Source organism: Nonomuraea sp. NPDC050663, from assembly GCF_044456985.1.
GTDB lineage: Bacteria > Actinomycetota > Actinomycetes > Streptosporangiales > Streptosporangiaceae > Nonomuraea.
Genome location: NZ_JBITGL010000003.1, coordinates 620,384 through 641,937, shown reverse-complemented (window position 1 = coordinate 641,937; position 21,554 = coordinate 620,384). Strand labels below are relative to the sequence as shown.

At 74.8% G+C, this 21,554-nt stretch carries 6 protein-coding genes; all 6 read right to left on the bottom strand.

The features are described from left to right. Positions 1-17: 17 nt before the first annotated feature. The 6 genes from ACIBH1_RS11835 to ACIBH1_RS11810 are packed head-to-tail and all read right to left on the bottom strand — an operon-like array spanning position 18 to position 21,370. The gene (locus ACIBH1_RS11835) at positions 18-6,392 is read right to left on the bottom strand and encodes an amino acid adenylation domain-containing protein (protein ID WP_397313670.1); all 6,375 of its coding nucleotides are present in this window, start codon (positions 6,390-6,392) and stop codon (positions 18-20) included. After that, complete coding sequence (locus ACIBH1_RS11830; RefSeq protein ID WP_397313669.1) at positions 6,389-9,490, bottom strand: amino acid adenylation domain-containing protein; 3,102 nt, start codon at positions 9,488-9,490, stop codon at positions 6,389-6,391. The genes ACIBH1_RS11835 and ACIBH1_RS11830 overlap by 4 nt, the downstream gene beginning before the upstream one ends. A 13-nt stretch (positions 9,491-9,503) precedes the next feature. Further along, positions 9,504-9,695 (bottom strand): MbtH family NRPS accessory protein, encoded by a 192-nt coding sequence (locus ACIBH1_RS11825; protein WP_181616539.1) that lies wholly within the window; start codon positions 9,693-9,695, stop codon positions 9,504-9,506. Position 9,696: 1 nt separating this feature from the next. Beyond that, positions 9,697-15,165 carry an SDR family NAD(P)-dependent oxidoreductase gene (locus ACIBH1_RS11820; RefSeq protein ID WP_397313668.1) on the bottom strand — a complete coding sequence of 1,823 codons (5,469 nt, stop codon included), beginning with the start codon at positions 15,163-15,165 and terminating at the stop codon, positions 9,697-9,699. After that, the gene (locus tag ACIBH1_RS11815) at positions 15,162-20,084 is read right to left on the bottom strand and encodes an amino acid adenylation domain-containing protein (RefSeq protein WP_397313667.1); all 4,923 of its coding nucleotides are present in this window, start codon (positions 20,082-20,084) and stop codon (positions 15,162-15,164) included. The genes ACIBH1_RS11820 and ACIBH1_RS11815 overlap by 4 nt, the downstream gene beginning before the upstream one ends. Positions 20,085-20,089: 5 nt before the next feature. Further along, complete coding sequence (locus tag ACIBH1_RS11810; protein WP_397313666.1) at positions 20,090-21,370, bottom strand: thioesterase domain-containing protein; 1,281 nt, start codon at positions 21,368-21,370, stop codon at positions 20,090-20,092. Positions 21,371-21,554: the final 184 nt, after the last annotated feature.

The window sequence follows — 21,554 nt, the reverse complement described above, 5'->3', positions numbered from 1 at the left end:
GGCTGTAGTCGCAGCTGTCATCTCGCGTCGCCTTCCTGAAGACGGGCCAGGTCCGCCGGATTGAGCAGGCCGAAGGCCGCCACGGTCGGTGGCGGTTGCTCGGCCTGGGTCGCGGGCAGGAGCGCTCCGGCGAGCTCCCTGACCGTCTGGTGGAGGAACAGGTGCTCCAGCCGTACGGCGTAGCCGCGCTCGCGCAACCTGGAGAGCACCTTGAGGCTGCGGATGGAGTCGCCGCCGACGGCGAAGAAGTTGTCGTGCGCCGACATGCGCTCAAGGCCCAGCACACCGCACCAGGCCTCGGCCACCGCCTGCTCGGCCGGGCCGTCGGGCTCCTCGTGCTCGACGGCGTCCGCCCTGGTGGTGGCGCGGGGGTCGGGGAGGGCGGCACGGTCGAGCTTGCCGCTGCGGGTCAGGGGCAGGTGGTCGAGCAGCGTGCAGGTGGCGGGGATCAGCTGAGCGGGCAGCACTCCTCGCAACGCCTCAAGGGAGAAATCCTCCGCACCGGCCGAGGGGACGACGTAGGCGGCCAGGCGCAGGCCGGCGCCGTCGGCCACGGCGCGCACGGCCGCGGCGGCGACGCCCGGCAGCCCGCGCAGGGCCGCCTCGACCTCGCCCAGCTCCACCCGGATGCCGCGGATCTTCACCTGGTCGTCTGCGCGGCCCAGGTAGTCGATCTCGCCGTCGGGCCGCCATCTGGCCAGGTCCCCGGTGTCGTACAGGCGGGCGCCCGGCGGGCCGTACGGATCGGGCAGGAACCGCTCGGCGGTCAGGCCGGGCCGTCCCACGTAGCCGCGCGCGAGTTGCACGCCGCCGATCCACAACGTGCCCGGCACTCCCACCGGCGCCCGGCGCATCCCGGCGTCCAGCACCTCCAGCCGGGTGGCGGTGATGGGCGCCCCGATGGGCACGGACCGCTCCCCCGGCACGCAGGCGTGCCACGACACGTCCACGGCCGCCTCGGTCGGGCCGTACAGGTTGTGCAGCTCGGCCCGCGGCAGCCGCTCGCCCAGGCGGGCGACGAGTTCGGGGCCGAGCGCCTCGCCCGAGCAGATCACCCGCCGCAGCGTGTCCGGCAGCTCGTCCTCGTCGAGGAAGGGCGCCAGCATCGACGGGACGAAGTGCACGGTCGTGATCCGTTCCGCGGCCATCAGCCCGGCCAGGTAGCCGGGATCGGCGTGCCCTCCTGGCCTGGCGACCGCGAGCGAGGCCCCGGTCAGCAGGGGCCAGAACAGCTCCCACACCGACACGTCGAAGGAGAACGGCGTCTTGTGCAGCACCCGGTCGTCGGCGGTGAGCCGGAAGGCGTCCTGCATCCAGCGCAGCCGGTTGACGATCGCCCGGTGCGAGACGCCGACTCCCTTGGGTCGTCCGGTGGAGCCGGAGGTGAAGATCACGTAGGCGAGCGAGTCGGGATGGATCTCCGCCGCAGGGAGCGGGCCGTCCGGCCACCCCTCGTCAAGCAGCACCCGCCCCACGCCGGGCGGCAGCCGTACGGCATGGGCGGCGACGGAGATCGCCACCCGCGCTCCGGCGTCGGCCATCATGCCCGCCAGCCGGTCGGCCGGGTGGTCGGGCTCCAGCGGCAGGTACGCCGCCCCGGCCGCGACCACCGCGTGCACCGCGACCACCAGGTCGGGCCCGCGCTCCAGGCACACCCCCACCACGTCGCCCGGCCGCACGCCCGCCTCGGCCAGGAGCTCCGCCAGCCCGCCCACCCGGCGGGCGAACCGCTCGTAGGAGAGCCCGCCCTCGTGAGGGGCCGACAGGGCGAGGGCACGCGGGGTGCGGGCCGCCTGGGCGGCGAGCAGCGCGGCCAGGGTGGCGGGCGGCTCCGGTTCGCCGGTGTCGTTGGCGGCGGCGATCAGGCGCAGCTCCGCCTCGGTCACGAACGGCAGCTCGGCGACCGGGAGGCCGGGCTCGGCCAGCGCAGCGGCCAGGAGCCGCCGGAAGTGCCCGGCGAAGCGCTCCATGCGGTCGTGGTCGAAGACGTCGGTGGCGTAGTGCAGGACGCCCACCAGCTCGTCACCCGCCTCCTCCACCACCAGGTGCAGGTCGGCCTGGGTGACGCCGGGATCGACGTCGAGGGTGCTCAGCCGCAGCGCCGCGTCGCCCGGCGGTGCGGGCGGCACGTTCTGCACGGCGAGCATCACCTGGAACAGCGGGTTGCGGCCCAGGTCGCGCTCCTGCGCGAGCTCCTGCACCAGCAGCTCGAAGGGCAGCTCGGCGTGCTCGTGCGCGTCGAGCACCCGTTCGCGGGTGCGCCGCACCAGCTCGCCGAAGCCGGGCCGCCCCGACAGGTCGCCGCGCAGCACCAGCGTGTTGAGGAACAGGCCCGCCAGGTTCTCGGTGGCGGTGTGGGCGCGGCCGGAGACGGGAGTGCCGATCGGGATGTCGTCGCGGCCGGTGTAGCGCGCCAGCACGGCCTGCAACGCCGCGGCCAGCACCATGAACGGCGTGGCCCGCCGTTGCGCGGCGAAGGAGCGCATCGCGGTCGTGGTGGCGGCGTCGATCCGGAAGGTCAGCCGCCGCCCGTCGTGCGTGGGCAGGCCCTGACGCTGCCGGTCGGAGGGCAGGTCGAGCGAGCCGGGCAGGCCGTCCAGGGTCCGGCGCCAGTAGGCCAGGTCCGCGTCCCGCGAGGCGGTCCGGTCCCGATGCCAGGCGGCGAAGTCGCGGAATCCGGCGGCGAGCACCGGCAGCTCGTCGGGGGCTCCCAGCCGTGACCGGTAGCGGGCCATGAGGTCGCGCAGCAGGATCGACAGGGTCCACCGGTCGGCCACGACGTGGTGCAGCGTCAGGAACAGGTCATGCGTGTGCTCGTCGTGGCGCACCAGCAGCGCCCGCACGAGCGGCCCCTCGGCCAGGTCGAAGCGGTGCCTGGCCTCCTGCCGCCCCACGTCGGGCGGCAGGAGCGCCGCGTCGCGCACCCGCAGCTCCGGCCGGTGGCAGCACTCGGCCAGCTCCGGCTCGCCGTCGCGGGCGACGATGACCGTCCGCAGCGCGTCGTGCCGGTCGACCACGTCGGCGAAGGCCGCCGTCAGCGCGTCCACGTCGAGCCGGCCGGTCAGGCGTTCGGCCCAGGCCACGTTGTAGGCGGGGTTGCCCGGGTCGAGCTGGTCGAGGAACCACAGGCGGGCCTGGGCGTGCGTGGGTGCGACCGGTCCCGGCCCGGCGGGCGGCAGCGTCGCCGGACCGCCTGCGGCTTCGAGGGCCTCCACCAGCGGCGCGAGCCCGGCGATCGTCGGCGACTCGAACACCCGCCGCAGCGGCACCTCCGCCCCGAACCGTTCGCGCAGCCGGGTCACCAGGGCCAGGGCCAGCAGCGAATGGCCGCCCAGCGAGAAGAAGTCGTCGGTGACCCCGATGTGTTCCCGCGCCAGCAGCTCCCGCCACATCCCGGCCAGCTCGGCCTCCAGCGGCGTGCGCGGTGCCACGTGCACGCGCTCCTGCACGACGCCCTCCGGCGCGGGCAGGGCGCTCCTGTCCAGCTTTCCGCTCGGCAGCGTCGGGAAGGCGTCGACCGCCACGAACGCCACCGGCACCATCGCCTCGGGCAGCAGGGCCCGCACGTGGGCGCGCAGCTCACCGGGCTGCGCGCTCCCGCGTACGTAGGCGACCAGGCCCCGGCCGCCGGGCGCGTCGTCACGCACCGCGACCACGGCCTGCCGTACCCCGGGGTGGGTGGCGAGCGCGGCGGAGATCTCGCCCGGCTCGATGCGCACGCCGCGGATCTTCACCTGGTCGTCCAGCCGCCCCAGGTATTCCAGGTGCCCGTCGGCGTGGCGGCGTACCAGGTCGCCGGTGCGGTACAGCCGACCGCCCGGCGGACCGAACGGGTCGGGCACGAAACGGTCGGCCGTCAGCCCGGCCCTGCCGTGGTAGCCGCGCGTCACGCCCGCGCCCCCCAGCACCAGCTCGCCCGGCACGCCGACCGGCTGCGGGCGCAGGTGCGCGTCGACGACGTGAGCCGCGGTGTTGGCGACCGGGGTGCCGATCGACGAGCCGCCGGGACGCAGGATCCGGTGGCCCGAGGACCAGATGGTCGTCTCGGTGGGGCCGTACAGGTCCCACAACTCGCCGGTCAGCCCGGAAAGCGTGGCCGCCAGCGCCGAAGGCAGCGCCTCACCGGTGCTGATGATCCGCGCCACCCGCCCGGCCGCCAGCGACGAGACCAGCGTCGACAACACCGACGGGGTCGCCTGCACCGTGTGCGGCACCCCCGCCTCGATGAGCCGCTGCGCCTTGGCGATCTCGCCCGTGTCGGCCACCAGAACCGTCCCGCCGGACACCAGCGGCCCGAACACCTCGGCCATGGCGATGTCGAAGGAGACCGACGTCAGGAACAACCACGCGTCGCCCTGGCCCAGGCCGGGCCGCTCGCGCAGGTCCTCCAGCAGGCTGACCAGCCCGCGGTGCGGCACCACCACGCCCTTCGGGCGGCCCGTCGAGCCGGAGGTGTAGATCAGGTAGGCCGCCTGCGAGGGATGGCACGAGGGCAGCTCGCCCGGCTCAGGATCCCGGTCGCCCGGCTCGGCCACCGGCGTGGTCGCCATGCCTGCGGGCAGCTTGGCGGCCAGCTCGGGGGTGGTCACCACCAGCTCGGTCCCGCTGTCGGCCAGCAGCGTCGCCAGCCGCTCCGCCGGATAGCCAGGGTCCAGCGGCACGTAGCACGCCCCCGACTCCAGCACCCCGAGCAGCGCCACGACCAGCTTCGGCGTGCGTGGCAGGCACACGCCCACCCTCTTCTCCGCGCCGGCGCCCAGCTCGCGCAGCCGTACGGCCAGCCGCCGCGCGCCCGCGACCAGCTCGGCGTAGGTCAGCTCCGCGAGGTCGGTGTCCCGTACGGCAGGCGCGTGCGGGGTGCGTTCCGCCTGCGCCGCCACCAGAGCGGGCACGCCCACCTCCGGCACGTCGAGCTCGCGCCCCCTGGCGGCGGCCAGCACGCCGCGCGTCTCGGCCTCGTCCATGAGCGGCAGCTCCGACAGGCGCGACCCGGGCTCGGCGGCGGCCGACAGCAGGGTGCGCAGGTGATCGCCCAGGCGCCGCATGCGGGCCTCGTCGAACAGCTCGTCGCTGTAGTCGAGCACGCACAGCAGCGAACCGTCGGCCCGCTCCTCCACGATCAGGTCCAGGTCGAACATGGCGGTGCCCGGCCGCACGGCCAGCCGCTCCATCCGCACGCCCGGCAGCTCTGCGGGCAGCGGGGGCGTGTTCTGGAAGGCGATGAGCACCTGGAACAGCGGGTTGCGCGACAGGTCGCGGCCGGTGGTGAGCTCGTCCACGAGCGTCTCGAACGGCACGGCCGCGTGCTCGAAGGCGTCGATCACCCGCCCGCGCGTGCGCTCGACGAGGTCGGCGAATGCGGGGTCGCCGCCCAGGTCGCCGCGCAGCACCACGGTGTTGAGGAACAAGCCGGCGGTGCCGTCGAGCGACGGATGCGGCCTGGCCGTCATCGGCGTGCCGACGGCGATGTCGTGCTGGCCGGTGTAGCGCGACAGCAGCGCCTGGAACCCCGCCACCACGACCATGAAAAGGGTGGCCCGCTGCCCGGCGGCCAGGGCGCGCAGCGCGCCGGTCAGCTCCGCGTCCAGGTCGAACAGCAGGCGCCTGCCGCTGCTGCTCAGCAGCGCGGGCCGCTGCCGGTCGGCGGGCAGGTCCAGTGCCTCGGGCAGGCCGTCGAGCGTGTCCTTCCAGTACTCCAGTCCCGCCGCGGCCGGCTGGGCGGCCTGCCAGGCGGCGTAGTCGGTGAACGGCACCGGCCGGGGCCCGAGGTCCTGCCCCTGGTAGAGGGCCAGCCAGTCGCGCAGGAGGATGGCCACCGACCAGCGGTCGGCGATCAGGTGGTGGACGGCCAGGCTCAGCAGGTGCTCCTCCGGCCCGGCCGCGGCCAGCCCCGCGCGGACCGCGGGCGCGGCCAGGAGGTCGAAGCGGTGCCGCGCGGCGGCCTCCAGCCACGCCGCGCCACCGTCCGTGCCGTCCACGCGGGTCACTTCGAGCCGCGGCGCCGTTCCGGGCACCAGGTACGGCTCGCCGCTGATCACGCCGATCATTCTGGACAGGATGGGATGCCTGTCGACCAGGGCGTCGAAGGCCGCCGCGAGCCGGGCCGGGTCGACGGGGCCGGTGAGGCGGTAGGACCACGACAGGGTGTAGGCGGGATTGCCGGGATCCAGCCGGTCGATCACCCACAACCGGCGCTGGGCGGATGTCAGCGGTGCCGCCTCACCCTCCGGCCGGGCGGGAATCGGCGCGGGCCCCCGCCGCTCGGCGGCGCCTCCGGCAGCGGGTCCCTCCGCGGATGCGGCCGGTCCGCCCAACAGGCGCGCCTCCAGGGCCGCCCGCTGCCGCGGGCTGAGCCTGGCCAGGCGCTCGCGCAAGGCGTCGCCGTCGCTCACTGTTCCTCCTCCAGCAGCTCGTCGAGGTCCAGCCCGGCCAGGCTCGCCTCCAGGACGACCAGGGCCTGCTCCTCGACGGTGGTCGCGTCGAACCACCGCCGCAGCGGCACCTGCACGCCGTACTCCTCCTCGACCCTGAGGGCCAGCTTGGTGACCAGCAGCGAGTGACCGCCGAGCCCGAAGAAGTCATCGGTCACCCCCACCTGGTCGCGGCCGAGCAGCTCGGCCCAGATCCCGGCGATCGACTTCTCCACGGGGGTGCGCGGGGGCACCGGCTCGGTGCTGCGCGGCTCCTGGCCGGGCGGTGGTAGCGCGGCCCGGTCGAGCTTGCCGCTCGGCAGCGAGGGGAAGCCGTCCACCTGGACGAACGCGGCGGGCATCATCGAGTCGGGCAGCCGCTCCTTCAGGTGCGCGCGCAGCGCGGCGGCCAGATCGGGAGCGCCTGTCTCGGTGGCCCCGATCACGTAGGCCACCAGCCCGCGACCGCCCGGCGCGTCATCGCGCACCGTCACGACCGCCCGCCGTACCAGCGGATGCTCGTTGAGGACGGCCGCGACCTCGCCGGGCTCGATCCGCACGCCGCGGATCTTCACCTGGTCGTCGAGGCGGCCGAGGAAGTCCAGCACCCCGCCCTCCCGCCAGCGGGCCAGGTCTCCCGTGCGATACAGGCGTGCGCCCGGCGGCCCGAACGGGTCGGGCACGAAACGGTCGGCCGTCAGCCCGGCCCTGCCGTGGTAGCCGTGCACGACGCCGTCGCCGCCGATCAGCAGCTCGCCGGGCACGCCGACCGGCTGCGGGCGCAGCCGGTCGTCGACGACGTACACCCGCGTGTTGGCCACCGGCCGCCCGATCGTCACCGGGCCGCCCGGCTCCACGAGCTGGCAGGTGGACCAGATCGTCGTCTCGGTCGGCCCGTAGAAGTTCCACAACCGGCCGCCCTCCAGCGACCGGCCCAGCGTGGCCGCCAGGTCGGGCGGGAGCGCCTCGCCGCCGACGATGAGGTCGCGCGGCCCGGCCACCTCCCCGCCGGCCACCGCCGCCACCGACGGCGTGAGCTGCACCAGCTCGGCGCCGCGCGCGGCCAGCCGGATCTGCCCTGGGTCACGGCCCGCGCCGTCGGGGGCCAGCACCAGGGTGCCTCCCGACAGCAGCGGGGTGAAGATCTCCAGGGCGGCGATGTCGAACGACAGCGACGTCATCAGCAGCGTGCTCGCCCCGCCCAGGCGCTCGATCACCTCGGTGACCAGGTTGACCACCCCGCGATGCGGCACCCGCACGCCCTTGGGACGGCCGGTGGAACCCGAGGTGTAGATCAGGTAGGCGAGCTGGTCGGGCGACACCTCCGGCTCGGCCACCGGCCCGCCGGCCAGCTGCTCGTCCGGGCCGCCGACGAGCAGCACCGGTGTGGCCGCACCCTCCACCGGCCGGTCGGTGACCAGCAGGGCCGCCTCGGAGTCGGCGAGCAGGTAGGCGACACGCTCGGCCGGATGAGCGGGATCGAGCGGCAGGTAGTGGGCGCCCGCCCGCAGCACCCCGAGCAACGCCACGATCAGCTCGGGCGAGCGGGGCAGGCTGACCGCGACGCACGTGCCCGGCCGGGCTCCCGCCCGGGTGAGACGGGCCGCCATCGCCGCCGACCTGGCGTCGAGCGCGGCGTAGGTGACCTCGGCCCCGTCCGCCGCGCGGATCGCGACCGCGTGCGGCGTGGCCGCCGCACGCTCGGCGACCAGGGTGTGCAGGGCCCTGCCCGGGTACGGCCGCGCGGTCGCGTTCCATCCGATGACCAGCAGCTCCAGCTCGTCGTCCGGCACGATCGGCAACGCGGAGATCCGTTGGCCCGGATCGAGGGCCGCCGAGGTCAGCAGCAGCTCCAGGCCACGTCCGAGCCGGGCGACGGTGGAGGCGTCGAACAGCTCGGTGGCGTACTCGATCCAGATCCCGATCCCGTCGGCCTGCCTGATCACGTCGAACGACAGGTCCGTCTGGGCCGTCCCGATCGGGAACTGCGCCCGCTCGGCCATCGGCAGCAGGTTGAACGACACCTGGTAGAGCGGGGTGCGGCTGGGGTCACGCTCCGGCCGTACCGCCTCCACGACCCGGTCGAAGGGCGCGTCCGCGTGGTCGAGCGCCTCCAGCACGGTCGCCTTCACCTGCTCCACCAGCTCGGCGAAGGACGGATCGCCGGTCACGTCGGTCCGCAGCACGAGCTGGTTGACGAACATGCCGATGACCGGCTCGAACTCCGGCAGGTCGCGCCCGGCGACCGGGGTGCCGACCACCACGTCGCCCTGGCCCGCCCAGCGGGACAACACCGCCTTCAGCCCGGCCAGCAGCACCATGAACAGCGTGGCGCCGCCGGTTCTGGCGGTCTCCTCCAGCCGGTCGGCCACCTCGGCGGGCAGGTGCAGCGCGTGCTCGGCCCCGGCGTGGCCGCGGGTGGCGGGCCGCGGCCGGTCGGTGGGCAGCCCCAGATCCCGGGGAAGTCCGGCCAGTCGCGCCCGCCAGAAGTCGAGGTGCGGCTTCACCCCGCCACCGGCCAGGAAGTCGCGCTGCCAGGCCGCGAAGTCGGCGTACTGGATGCCCGGCTCGGGCAGCCGCGCCTGCCTGTTTTCCATCCGCGCGGTCAGCAGCTCGCGCAGCTCGCCGCCGAACGTCGCCGCCGACATCGCGTCGAAGACCGCGTGGTGCACGACGAGGATCATCCGCGGCCCCGACGGCATGCGCACCAGCCTGGCCCGCCACAGCGGCGCCCGGTCGAGCTCGAACGGCCGGCGCCCGTCGGTGACGGCCAGCTCGTCGAACGCGGCGGCGGCCGGGCCGGGCGCCAGCATGCTCAGATCGTCTTCCGGCAGCCTGACCGGAAGTTCGGTTTGCACGATCTGGGCGAGTTCGCCGTCCTCGACGGCCAGCGCGGTGCGCAGTGTCTCGTGCCGCCGCACGAGCTCGAGCAGGGCCTGCTCGAGGCCGTGGCGGTCGGTGTCCTCCGGCAGCTCGACCACCGCGTTGATGTGGAACGCGGCGGACCCGGGGTCGAGCCGGGACAGAAACCACAGCCGTTCCTGGGCGAACGACGCGGGCAACACGTAGAAACCTGGCACCGGCCGACTCCCCCTATCCGTCCATGGCCTCGCGCAGGCTGCGCGGGCGCATGTCGGTCCAGACCTGCTCGATGTGCTCCAGGCACACCTGCTTGTCACCGGCGAACCCGGTCTCCCGCCACCCGTCGGGCGCGGGCCGGTCGGCGAACCACACCGAGTACTGCTCCTCGTGGTTGACCACGACCTTGTACTGCTCTTCGCTCATCTCAGGACCTTTCCGTACGGCGCAGCGGGGTCACCTTCGGCTTGTCTCCTCCGGCCTGCTTGCCGCGCATCTCCTCCACCAGCGCGGACATCCCGGCGATCGTCGGCACCTGGAACAGGCTGCGCATCGGCAGCCGGATGCCGATCTTCTTGCGGATCAGCGCGATGAGCTGGACCGCGACCAGGGAGTTGCCGCCGAGGTCGAAGAAGTCCTGCTCGACGCTGACCTGGCGGGCTCCCAGCACCTCGCCCCACAGACCGGCCAGCATGGTCTCCAGGTCGCTCCGCGGGGCGACGTAGTCGACGTCCTGGGCGTCGCCGCCCTCCGCCGCCGCCGCCGCGTCCAGCTCGTCGACCAGGGTGTCCTGCGTCAGCTCGCGGGCACGGGCGACGAACTCCGGCAGGTCCACGGCGCTGATGACGACCTGGGCGCCGAGCCTGGCCGACAACACGCGGCGGAAGGCCTCGGCGCCGTCGGCCGGGGCGATGCCGCGCCTGCCGCCGTCGACGTCGAGCGCCACGCCCGCCGCGGCCGAACCCTCGTCGACCGTCAGCTCCTCGGCGGTGCCGCGGGCGCCTTCGCCGACGGTCTCGGTCATCGCGCCCCTGTCGATGCGGCGCATGACGAAGTCGGTGATGGCGACCAGCGGTTCGCCGTGCTCGCCGTAGAGGGTCAGGTCGGCCGCGAGCACCTCGCCGCCGCCGGTGTCGCGCAGCCTGGCGTGGCTCCACACGACCGGTTCCAGGGCGCCCAGCACCGTCAGACGGCCGTAGCCGAGCGGCAGGTAGCTGTGCTCCGTGGCGACCGAGACGTACGCCGTCGCCTCGTCCAGCAGTGCGGGGTGCAGCGGCAGCGACTCCAGCTCGCCGGCGACCCGGCTGCCGGCCACCAGCCTGGCCACCTGCTCGCCCTGTCCGTGGGCGACGGCCCGCAGGCTGGTCCAGCGTTCGCCGAAGGCGACCAGCCCCGACGCGGAGGCGAACGGGTTGCTCTGGTCGGCGGGCAGGTGGGCGCAGCGGGCCCGCACGTCGGCCAGCGGGTCGGCGGTGACGTCCGGCACCACCCAGGCGGCGCTGCCCCTGGCGTGCTGCGTGGCGGCGCCGCCGACCACGCTGACGATCTCGAAGTCGAGGCCGTCGCCGCCGGGGGTGAACAGCACCCGCACGTCGGCCGAGGCCTCGTCGGCGACCGCGAGCGGCGCCACGAAGGCCACGTCCGTCAGCTCCACCCGATGGGCGGGACCGGGGCTGGGCACGGCGGCCTCGAACGCCGCGCGCGCCGTCTCCAGGTAGCCGGTGCCCGGAAGCACCGGCACCCCGGCGACGCGGTGCTCGTCCAGCACCCAGTGGGTGGCGGGCGCGAGCGTGCCGCCGTACCAGGGCTGGCGGCCGGCCGCCTCGTGCCGGTGGGTCAGGAACGGATGCTCGATCTGGGTGACCCGGTCACCACGCTGCAGCGCCCGGAAGGCGACGGGGGCGGCCACCTCGGCGGCCATGCCGACCTCCAGCCAGGCGCCCCAGTTGGCCGACAGCACCCGGCCGGGCCAGGTGTGCGCGACGGCGTCGAGGTAGGCGTTGGCCGCGCAGTAGTCGACCTGGCCCAGACCGCCCGCGACCGAGGTGATCGACGAGCACAGCAGGACGAAGTCGAGCGGCAGGTCGCCGAAGACGGCCCGCAGGTTCTCGGTGCCGGTGATCTTCGGCGCCATGACGGCTTCGGCCGCCTGGCGCTCCTTGACCTCGGCCATGCCGCCGCCGGGCACGCCCGCGGCGTGCACGATGCCGTCGATGCGGCCGAAGCGCTCCAGGGCCGCCTCGCGCACCCGGCGCAGGTCGCCGGCGTCGGCGACGTCGGCCGCCAGCACCAGCACGTCGGCGCCCGCCCGCTCCATCCGGGTGATGGCGTGGGCGGCGCGCGCGGCGTTGCCCTCCAGTCCGTCCCACTGCCCGCGCGGCGGCAGACCGGAGCGGCCGAGCAGCACCAGCCGGGCGCGTACCCGGTCGGCCAGGTCCTCGGCGAGGGTCAGGCCGATGCCGCCCAGCCCGCCGGTGATGACGTAGACGCCGCCCTCGCGCAGGGGCCCGTTCGTTCCGCTGTCCGGGACCTGGGCCGGTGCGTACCCCCGGGTCCAGCGCCTGCCTGCCCGGAGCGCCACCGGGGAGGGCGCCTGGCCCTGCTCCGGCTCGGTGACGGCCGCGCGCAGCTCGGCCAGCACCTCCTCGACGTCGGGCTCGGCGCCGTGCGGCAGGTCGATGTGGTTGACCGTCAGCCAGCGGGCCTCCAGCGGCACCACCCTGGCGATTCCCGCCACGGTGGCGTGCTCGGGGCGGGTCAGGTCGGCGCCGGTGACCTCCTGCGTGCCGGAGGTCAGCACATCGATCCGCACGTCACCCTCGCGCTCGGCCGCGGCCAGGGCCTGCGTGAGGGCGAGCAGGCTGAAGAACCCGCTGTCCTGCGCGGCCATGGCGTCGCGCTCGCCGCTCGCGCCGTCGAGCGTCCAGGCGTGCACGATCCGCGCCGGCACCCCTGTCGCGGCCAGGAGCGCTTCGTAGTCGTCGCGCTCGCCGGGCCGGACGGTCGCCTGGCCGCCGTCGCTGCCGTAGGCCGTGCCCGCGGTGACCGTGACCACCTCGGATCCGGCCGCGCGCAACGCGGCCACCAGCGGCCCCGCCTGCTCGCCCGCGAAGACCAGCACGCGTGTCCCCGACAGCTCCGCGGCGGCGTCGGCGATCGCGCCGCCCGCCTCCTGCCGCCAGACCGGCACCGAGAACCACTCGTCCACCGGCAACGCCCCGGTCTTGGCCGGACGCGGGTAGATCAGCTCCCCGTCGACCGGCGTCGGCGCCCAGTAGTGCCGCCGCTCGTACGGGTAGGCGGGCAGCGGCACCCTGCGGCCCTGCGCCTCGACCACGACCGGCGCGCCCGCCGCCCACAACGTGCCGGCGGACTGGTAGATCACCTCCAGGTCGGACCTGGGCTCGCTCGGCGCCGGAAGGCTCTGCAGCGGCGCCGGCCCGGTCTTGAGCTGCGCGCGGGCCAGCCCGGCGAGCTGCCGTCCTGGGCCGCACTCCACGACGTGCCACTCGCCGTCGGCCACCAGCGCCGCCACGCAGTCGCCGAACCGTACGGCCTCGCGCACGTGGGAGGTCCAATAGCCGGGGTCGACGGCCTGCTCGGCGGTGATCCACGTGCCCGTCACGTTCGACAGGAACGGCAGCGTCGGCGCCTGCCGCGCGACCCTGGCCACGGCCTCGTGGAAGTCGCCCAGGATCGGGTCCATCATCGCCGAGTGGAAGGCGTGCGAGGTGCGCAGCACGGTGCGCTGCACCCCGGCTGCCTCCAGGTCGGCGGCGTAGCGCTCGACCAGCTCCGTCGGACCCGCCACCACGCAGGTGCCCGGCCCGTTCACCGTCGCGATCGACAACCCGTCGGGCAGGCCGGGCCGTACCTCGTCCTGGTCCTGCCGTACGGCCAGCATCGAACCGGACGGCACGCTCTGCATGAGCCGCCCGCGCGCCGCCACCAGGCGCAACGCGTCGGCGGTGGTGAAGACGCCGGCGACCGTCGCCGCGACGTATTCGCCGATGCTGTGGCCGATCATCGCCGCGGGCCGCACCCCCCACGCCTGCCACAGCCGGGTCAGCGCCCACTCGATCGTGAACAGGGCGGGCTGGGTCAGCCACGTCTGCCGCAGCTGCGCCTCGGCCGCCTCCTTCTCCTCTGGTTCGGGGAACAGGAGCGTGCGGATGTCGAGCCCGCCGAGCTCGTCGCGCAGGACGGCCGCGCACTCGTCGACCGCCGCGGCGAACACCGGCTCGCTCTGGTAGAGCTCGGCGCCCATCCCGGCGTACTGCGCGCCCTGGCCGGAGAACAGCCACGCCACCCTCGGCGTGCCCGCCTTGCCCTTCACCAGGCGCCGCTTGTCGGCCAGCGCCTCCACCGCGTCGGCGGCGTCGCGCGCGGTGACGGCCGCCCGGTGCGGGTAGGCCTTGCGGCCGGTTCGCAGCGTGAACGCGACGTCGGCCAGGTCCACCTCGTCACCGGCGAGGCGGGTGCTCAGCCGTCGCACAGCCTCCTCCAGCGCCGACGGCGTGCGCGCCGACAGCTGCAGCAGGTGCGCACCGCGCGGGGGCGCGGCGGGGAGCGGCGCGGGCGGCGCCTGCTCCAGGATCACGTGCGCGTTGGTGCCGCCGATGCCGAAGGAGCTCACCCCTGCCCGGCGCGGCAGGTCGTCGGTCTCCCACTTGGTCAGCGAGGCGATCACCCGGAACGGGTTGCGGCCGAAGTCGATGCGCGGGTTGGGCGCCTGGTAGTGCAGGTTCGGCGGGATCAGGCCGTGCTGCAGCGACAGCACCGTCTTGATGAACCCGGCGATGCCGGCCGCCGGTCCCAGGTGACCGACGTTGGTCTTGACCGAGCCGATGCCGCACCAGCCGGGCTCTCCCGGCCCGAACGCGCTCGACAGCGCGGCCACCTCGATCGGATCGCCCAGCGCCGTTCCGGTGCCGTGCGCCTCGACGTAGGTGACCGTGCGCGGGTCGATCTGGGCGACCCCCAGCGCCTGGGACACCGCCGCGGCCTGGCCCTCGGCGCTCGGCGCCGAGAAGCCCATCTTGGTCGCGCCGTCGTTGTTGATCGCGTTGCCGATGACCACGGCCCGGATGTGGTCGCCGTCGGCGACGGCGTCCGACAGCCGCTTCAGGACGGCCACGCCACCGCCGCCGCCCCAGATCGTCCCGGCCGCGTCGGCGTCGAAGGTCCGGCAGTGCCCGTCGGGAGTGTAGATGCCGTCCTGGTGGTACTGGTAGCCCCATTCCGGCGGCAGCTCCAGCGACACGCCGCCGGTCAGCGCCATGTCGCACTCTCCCGTGCGCAGCGCCTCGACGGCCATGTGCAGAGCCACCAGCGACGACGAGCACGCCGTGTGCACGGTGACGCTCGGCCCGCGCAGGTCGAGCTTGTAGGAGACCAGGGTCGACAGGTAGTCGGGGTGGTTGCCCGTGTAGACGGCGAGGTTGCCGACGGAGGTGAACAGCTGGGGATTGTTGCGAATGTACATCCACTGGTATTCGTCCGAGCCGACGGTCCCGTAGACCCCGATCTCGCCGTCGAAACGTGACGGGTCGTAACCGGCGTCCTCCAGCGCGGTGTGCGACAACTCCAGGAACATCCGCTGCTGCGGATCGCGTAACTCGGCCTCCCTCGGCGACATGCCGAAGAACGCCGCGTCCAGCGCGCCGTAGTCGGCCGCGACCGACGAGGCGGGCACGAAGGTCGGGTCGTCGAGCAGGTAGTCGGGCACACCGAGGGCGGCCTGCTCCTCCCGCGTGTAGAACCTCACCGACTCCACGCCGTCGACCAGGTTCCGCCAGAAAGTCGTCACGTCCTCCGCGCCGGGCAGCCGGCAGGCCAGCCCCACGACCGCGATCGGTTCGACGCCACTGAGATCTTCGCTACTGTCGGCGGTCATGGGCCGTTCTCCCGTCTGGCCTGGTGAGGCCGTTGCGTTGCGGGTCGTGCGCGGCGTGACGCGAGTCGCCTCGCGGCACGCGCGGAACCGGCCGGGCGAGCCTCGCCGTCGAGGTGTGCGGCGAGGGCCCGGACGGTCGGATGGCGGAACAGGTCGACGATGGCCACCTCGCGCTCAAGCGAGGCGGCCAGCCTGGCCTGCACCTGGGCGGTGGCCAGCGAGTGGCCGCCGATCTCGAAGAAGTTCTCGTCGACGGAGACACGCGGCAGGCCGAGGATCTCCTGCCAGATGCCGGCCACCAGCCGTTCCGTGGCCGTGGCCGGCTGCTCGCCGCCTCCGGCCGCCTGCGCCCGTGCGGGCGCGGGCAACCTGGCGCGGTCCACCTTGCCGTTCCCGGTCAGCGGCAGCGCGGGCAGCAGCACCAGCTCCGCCGGGACCAGATGATCGGGCAGTACGGCACGCAGATGCCTGCGCAGCTCCTCCGCCTGGACGGCGGCACTCGCGGGCACCGCGTAGGCGTGCACCACCTGACCGCCGGCCCGCTCGGCCACGGTCGCGGCGGCGGAGCGCACCCCCGTATGCGCGAGCAGGGCCTGCTCGATCTCGCCCAGCTCCACCCGGTGTCCCCGGATCTTGACCTGGTCGTCTGCGCGCCCGGCCGGGATCACCCGTCCCTGCGCGTCGTAGCGGCCCAGGTCGCCCGTGCGGTAGGTGAGCCCGTCGGCGCCGAATCTGGCTCCGGTGAGCTCGGCGTCGAGGTAGCCGAGCGACAGGCGCGGGCTCCTGACGACGATCTCGCCCAGCTCCCCGACCGCCGCGGTCGCGCCCGACGGGGTGAGCACGAGCAGGTCGGCCCCGTCGACGCCGCGTCCGGCCGGCACCGTCTCGCCCGCGCCCGCTCCGGCGTCGAGGTCGGCGGAGGTCAGCGGGTGCAGCGCCTGCGCCTGCGGGGTCTCGGTGGTCCCGTAGGAGTTGACGAGCCGGGCGCCGGGGGCCGCGGCGGCCGTCCGGGCGGCGTCGCCGCGGGTGAGCCGGTCCCCGCCGAACAACACCAGCCGCAGGTCGGGCAGCGGGGCGGCGGCGGCCGCGACCAGGTTGCCCAACTGCGGGGTCAGGTGGGCGACGGTGATCCGGTGCTCCCTGAGCCAGGCGGTCAGCAGCAGCGGGTCGCGGATGCGGTCCTGAACGGGGACGTGCAGCGTGCCGCCGAGGACCAGGGGGGTGAAGACGTCGCGGAGCAGCGGGTCGTGCGCGAGACCGGCGAGCAGGGCGAAACGGTCCTGGGAGGTGAGGCCGAAGTGGGCCGGATACCACGACACGAACCTCGCGAGCGGGGCTTCGGCGGCGGCGACCGGCTTGGGCACGCCGGTGGTGCCCGAGGTGAAGGCCAGGTAACCACGCTCGGAGGCGGGGACCGGCTCCAGCCCTCCGGCTGCTTCGACCGCCTCGGGACGCACCACCGGCAGGTGGGCCAGCTCCTCCGGCACCCTGGTCCCGGGGCACGCCACCAGGGCACCCGCCCCTGCCGCCGCGGCCTGCGCCGCCAGCCGGGCCGGCGGGAGCGCCGCGTCGAGAATCGCCCATCTGGCACCGGAGGCCAGCACGCCGAGCAACAACGCGGGCAGCTCGGGCGTCCGGGCGGCCAGAACCGCGACCACGCCCTCGCGCCGTCCGAGCGTGGCGTGCACGCCGCGGCAGGTCGCCGCCGCCAGGGCCGCGACTTCCGCGTAGTCCAGCGATCGCGACTCGCCGACGATCGCCGGAGCGTGCGGCCGCTCGGCCACCCGCTTCATGACCAGCTCGACCAGGCCTGGCCCGTCCCAGCCCGCCACCGGTGACGTGGACTCCGGCAACCCGGCGGCCCCGGCCCGCAGCCCGGCCGACGACACCGGCGCCTCCGGCGCGGCCACCACCTCGCCCAGCAGCCGCAGGTATCCGGCCAGCAGCGCCTCCATGCGCTCCCGGTCGAACAGCGCCGGGTTGTAGGCGGCCTGCAGCTCGTAGCCGCCGTCGCGCTCGGCCACGTACAGGGTCAGGTCGAACAACGCGCCCGGCAGGCTCGGCGGCAGCGGCGTGGCCCGCACCCCCGGCAGCTCCAGCCTCGGCTCGGCGAAGTCGTACATGTTGAACAGCACCTGCACCAGGGGGTTGCGCGACAGGTCACGCCCCGGGCCCAGTTTCTCGACCAGCCGCTCCAGCCGTACGTCGAGGTGGGCCAGCGCGCCCGCGAGCCGTTCCTGACAGGCCGTCACCTGCGCGGCGAACGCCGCCTGGCCGTCGAGCCGCAACCGCAGCGGCAGCACGTGCACCAGGCAACCCGCGAGAGGCGCCAGGGCGGGGTCGCGCCGGTCGGCGACCGGGGTGCCGATCACCAGGTCGTCCCGCCCGGCCAGCCGTCCCAGCACGTGCGCGTAGGCGGTCAGCATCACCGCGTACGGCGTGGCGCCCAGCCGGGCCGCGAGCGTCCGCACCGCGGCGCCCAGCCCGGGATCGGCGAAGGCGGCGATCGACGCGCCCTCGAAGGTCTGCACCGGCGGCCGGGGCCGGTCCCGCGGCAGGTCAAGCACCGGCGGCACGCCCGCCAGCTGCCCGGCCCACCAGTCCAGGTCGGCGCCGTCGCGCTCGCCCAGCCACCGCACGTACCCGCCGAAGGAGGCCTCCAGCGGCTCGGCCGCCTCGCCCCGGTAGGCGCGGGCGAGGTCGTCGTACAACACCGCCTGCGACCACCCGTCGAACACGATGTGGTGCGCGGTGATGGCCAGCACGTGCTCCTGTCCGGCCAGCCGCAGCAGTCTGGCCCGCCACAGCGGCCCGCTTTCCAGGTCGAAGACCGTGCGCGCCTCGGCGTCCAGCACCGCGCCCAGCTCGGCCTCGCCACACTCCTGCACCGGCAGCGGCACCGGGCCCGGCGCGCCGACCTCGACCGTCGGCACGCCCGCGCTCTGCGGCACCCGCCAGCGCAGCACCTCGTGCCGTTCGGCGACCGCCGCCAGCGCCCGTTCCAGCGCCGCAACGTCGAGCGGGCCCGACAGCCGCTGGGCCATGGCGATGTTGTGCGCGGGCGTGCCGGGTGCGAGCCGCTCGACGAACCACATCCGGCGCTGGATCGGCGACAGCGCGGCCCCGGCCAGGCCCGGCGGCCGGGTGGTGAGCGGCCGCGCGGCGGCGGCCCTGGCCGCGATGCCCTCGACCGTCCGGCCGGTCAGCACGTCCTCGACGGCCACGTCCCGCTCGAACGCCCGGCGCAACGCCGCCGCCAGCCGCATCGCCAGCAGCGAATGACCGCCGGCGGCGAAGAAGTCGGTGGTGGACGACGGGCGAGCCGACTCGAACGCCTCCGCCCACGCCTCCGCCACCAGCGCCTCGTCCTGGCCCGCCACCAGCGCCTCGTCCTGGCCCGCCGCGGGCGGCTCCTGGGCCGCGCCGCCGCCGGTCGCCTCGGCGGGCAGGGCACGCAGCGCCGCCATGTCGATCTTGCCGGCCACGGTGAGCGGCAGCACGTCCAGCCGGACCACCCGGCTCGGCACCATGTAGGCGGGCAGGCTCTCCAGACAGTGCTCGCGCAGCCGCTCCACGTCGGGCGCGTCAGCCGGGGCCAGATAGGCGGTCAGCTCCTGCCAGCCGCCGACGCCCTCGCTCACGTCGGCGACCGCGTGCCGTACGCCTGGATGGGCCCGAATCACCGCCTCGACCTCACCCATCTCCACCCGCTGGCCGCGCAGCTTGACCTGGCGGTCGAGGCGGCCGAGGAAGGCGATGCGGCCGTCGGGATCGAGGGCGACCAGGTCGCCGGTGCGATACAGCCGCGCACCGGGCGGCCCCTCCGGATCGGGGACGAACCGGTCGGCCGTCATCGCGGGACGGTCCAGGTAGCCGCGGGCCAGTTGCGGGCCGCCGATGCACAGCTCCCCCGCCGTGCCGGGCGGGCAGGGCCGCAACCGCTCGTCCAGAATGCGCGCGGCGCAACCGGGCAGGGCCAGCCCGATCGGCAGCGGCCGGTCCCAGCGCCCTTCGAGAGGGGTGCCCACCACGCAGACCGTCGTCTCGGTCGGGCCGTACCAGTTGTGGAAACGCCGCACCCCTGGCCGCGACCAGCGGGCCACCTGCTCGGGCCCGGCAGGCTCACCGGCCGTGAGCAGGTCACGCAGCTCGGGCAGCCGCGAGGGGTCGAGCAGCGGCAACAACGCCGGCGGGATCGTGCCCCAGGTGACCCGGTGCTCCTCCAGGAACCGCTGCAACCGTCCGGGGTCGGCCCGGTCGGCGTCCGGCGCGAACATCACCGAACCGCCCCTGGCCAGCGGCGCGAACACGTCCAGCACCGACACGTCGAACCCGAGCGCGGCGAAGCCGATCGAACGGCACCCCTCGTCGAGGTCGAAGTAGTCGCCGGCCATCGTCACGAACGCCACCGCCGAGGCATGGCTGACCACCACGCCCTTGGGCCGACCCGTCGAGCCCGAGGTGAACAGCGTGTAGGCCGAGCCCTGCGGCCGGGTCTCGATCTCCGGCGGCACGGCACTGCGCCCGTGGTCGTACGGCAGCAGCCGGACCCCCGAGCCGGATAGCAGCGCCGACCCTTCCTCGTCGGCGATGACGGTGGTGATCCCGGCGTCATCGATCACCGCGCGCAGCCGTTTCGGCGGGTGCGCGGGATCGAGCGGCACGTACGCGCCGCCGGACATCAGCACGCCCAGCACCGCCACCAGCAGCTCGGGCGTGCGCCTGCCGCAGACGCCGACCCGGACCTCGGGGCCTGCGCCCAGCTCGCGCAGCCGGTGGGCGAGCGCCGCGGCGCGCTCGGTGAGCTCGCGAAAGGTGAGGGAACGTTCCCACTGCCGGATCGCGACGGCATCGGGCGTGAGGGCGGCCTGGCGGGTGATGAGGTCGTGGAGCAGCGGACGAGAACGCCTGGAAGGCACGGTCATTACTGTCCTGCCGGGATGTCGAGGCTCAGCCGGGGGTGCGGGTACGGCGTGGCCACCGCTGCCAGCGCGTCACCCAGGGGGGTGCGCAGCGGCAGGTGGCAGATCTGCCCGCGGCCCCATGACCACGGCGCGGGATCGGCGAGATCGGGGAGCACGGGAAGTCCGGGGAGCGCGGCGGACCCGGCGGACGCGGCGGGCTCGGCGGGCTCGGCGGGCTCGGCGGCTTGCTGGGCCGCTTGCTGGGCCGCTTGCTGGGCCGCTTGCTGGGCGGAGGCCAGTGCCCGTTTGGCGGTCAGCATCCGCAGGGCCAGCCAGCCACGGTCCTCCTCGGCGTAGCCGTCGAGCTCGTCGAGCTCCGCCGGGGTGAACCAGCGAGCCAGCTCCTGCGCCGGGACGTCGCCCGTCAGCGCCACCCCCACCCCGACACCGGCACGCCCGCTGACCGCGACCAGCGCCAGCCCGCCGTCCCGCGCCACCACCGCACCCGCGTCCGGGCGCGGGTGACCGGCGACCGCCCACAGCCGGACCTCGTCCTCGGCGCAGACGCCGGCAGGTCCGCCCGGCGGCGACCCCAGGCCCCAGGGCGGGCTCGGCGGCCCCTCGGCCAGGTCGGCGGCGATCAGGGCGGCCAGTTCGGCGGCGTCGTCACGCACGAAGAGGTGCCCGCCACGCAGCACCCGCAGCCGGAACCCCGCGGTGCCGTGCCTGGCCCACCCCGCCACGTCGGCCAGGGTCAGCTCATGGTCCGCCAGCCCGGTGAACGCCACCACGGGCACCTCCAAGGGTGCCTCCGGCCGAAACCGGTAACGCTTGAGCCACCCGAGGTCGGCCCGGAGCACGGGCAGCAACAATTCCTGGATCTCCGGCTCGGTCCGCAACTGGGGCATCGCCCCGGCCCGCCGGATCAGCTGGTCGATGAACGCGTCGTCGGGCAGGTCGGCAGTGGCGGCCAGCGGCACCCGGGCGTGCGGCGGATGCGCACCGCCGACGTACAGCCGCACCGGCAGCGGCGACCCGCGCCGCCGCAGCTCACGCACCACCTCGAAGGCCAGCCTGGCCCCCATGCTGTGGCCGTACAGCGCGTACGGCTCACCGGTCGCCGGCGCGATCTCGTCGGCGATGCCCTCGACGCTGAAGGCGGGCGGTTCGGCGATGCGGCTCTCGCGCCCCGGTAACTGGAGGGGCACGACGTCGGCTGGAGCGGACGCGTGGGTGGCGAGCGCACGCTGGAGCGCGTTGTAGGCGCTGGCGCCACCACCGGAGAAGGGCAGGCAGAACATCGTGCGGACAGTCGTCGAGCCGTGTGGGTGGGGGCTGAGCGACGCCGCGGTGATCTGTCCGGTTATCGCCCAGCACCCCCTCGGTGGCCTGTCGGCCGGAGGCAATGCTGTAGCGGGCGGAGGGTGCTCGGCATGAAGTGACGCTCCTCGTCGATGGTCACTACATATGAACTACAGATCATCG

Coding starts and splice junctions, on each gene's coding strand:
- ACIBH1_RS11810 (WP_397313666.1), bottom strand. CDS start 21,370: ATGTTCTGCCTGCCCTTCTCCGGTGGTGGCGCCAGCGCCTACAACGCG.
- ACIBH1_RS11825 (WP_181616539.1), bottom strand. CDS start 9,695: ATGAGCGAAGAGCAGTACAAGGTCGTGGTCAACCACGAGGAGCAGTAC.
- ACIBH1_RS11820 (WP_397313668.1), bottom strand. CDS start 15,165: ATGACCGCCGACAGTAGCGAAGATCTCAGTGGCGTCGAACCGATCGCG.